Here is a 1429-nt window from a genome sequence, read left to right as displayed (position 1 = left end):
GGCACCTCGCGCTGGCCACCACCGGCACCGACCCTCAGGTCGCCGACCGGCTCTCCGAGGCCGCAGCGCTCGCCCGGGACCGGGGTGCTCCCTCGGTCGCCGCCTCCCTCGGCCTGCTGGCCGCCCGGCACACCCCGCCGGACGCCTCCCCCGCCCCCGACGAACGCCGCCTGGAGGCGGGCGAGGACGCGATCACCGCAGGTGAGGCCGACTTCGCGCGGGACATCGCGCACGACGTCCTGACCCGGGCCACCGCGCCCGCCGACCGGGTGCGCGCCTGGATGGTCGTCATCGAGTCCGCGGGTCAGGCCCTCGGCGACGTCGACGCGGTCTTCCCGAAGGTCCTCGCGGACGCGGGCGACGACCCCGGGCTCCTCGCGCTCGTCCACTACCAGCTCTCCTGGCGGGGCCTGGTCGTGGACGGCGACTTCCCCGAGGCCCGCCGGCAGGCCGCGCACGCCGCCGAGCTGGCCGAGCGCGGCGAGGACCGGCGCACGGAGCTGATGGCGCTGTCCCTCCAGGCGTCCACGGAGACCCTGATGGGTCACCCGGACGCGCCCGCCACCATCAAGAAGGCCCTGCGCGAGCCCCAGTTCGCGGACGTCGCCTGCCACCACAACGGGCCCGCGATGGCCCGCTTCCGCTGGCTGCTGATGAGCGACCAGCTCCCCGAGGCGCGCACCACCATCACCGCGCTGCTGCGGGAGGTTCAGCGACGGGGCGTCGTCGAGAGCGAGGTGCACTTCCAGCGCTTCCTCGCCGAGACCGAACTGCGTTCCGGGCACTGCGGGCGCGCGCTCGACCTGGCCCGCGAGTCCCTGCGGCTCGCCCGCGACTCCGGGATCGGGCTCGGCGCCTCCGCGATGCTGACGTCCATGGCGGAGGCGTCCGGCGGTGACGTCCAGCGGGCCCTGGAGCTGGCCCAGGAGGCGGCCGGGCGGGCGGAGGGGGACGGCGACCAGATGTACCTCTCCAAGGCGCTCGCCTCCCTGGGGTACGCGCAGCTCGTCGCGGACGACCCCGCCGGCGCCGTCCAGTCGCTGCGCCGCGTGCGTGAGCTGGAGCAGGGCCTCGGGATCACCGACCCGGCGCGCGGGCGCTGGCAGGGCGACCTCGCCGAGGCGCTCGTCCGGATCGGGGAGCCCGCCGAGGCCCAGGACGTCATCGACGTCACCCGCGCGCACGCGCTGCGGCTCGGGCGCGAGAGCATCCTCGCCGTCGTCGACCGCGCGGAGGCGCTGGTGCGGGCGGCGCGCGGTGACCTCGACGCCGCGCTCACCCAGCTGACGTCCGTCCAGAACCGGTTGGCCAAGCTCGGGTACGGGCTGGAGGAGGCACGGGCGGCGTTCGCGCTGGCACGGCTGCGGACGGGGCGGGGGGCGGAGTCCCGGCGGGGCGAGCACGGCCGGGGGGCCGGGGCGGGTGGCCT

The 1429-nt window shown here is 76.8% G+C and carries 1 pseudogene; it reads left to right on the top strand.

Features of this window, described 5'->3' with window-relative positions:
• Positions 1-1429: pseudogene (locus ACVNF4_RS35990) on the top strand (helix-turn-helix transcriptional regulator); the annotation flags it as partial.

This window comes from Streptomyces sp. S6 (genome assembly GCF_054880855.1).
Note: the sequence above shows the minus strand (reverse complement) of the source record. Positions and strands in the feature narration are given on the sequence as shown.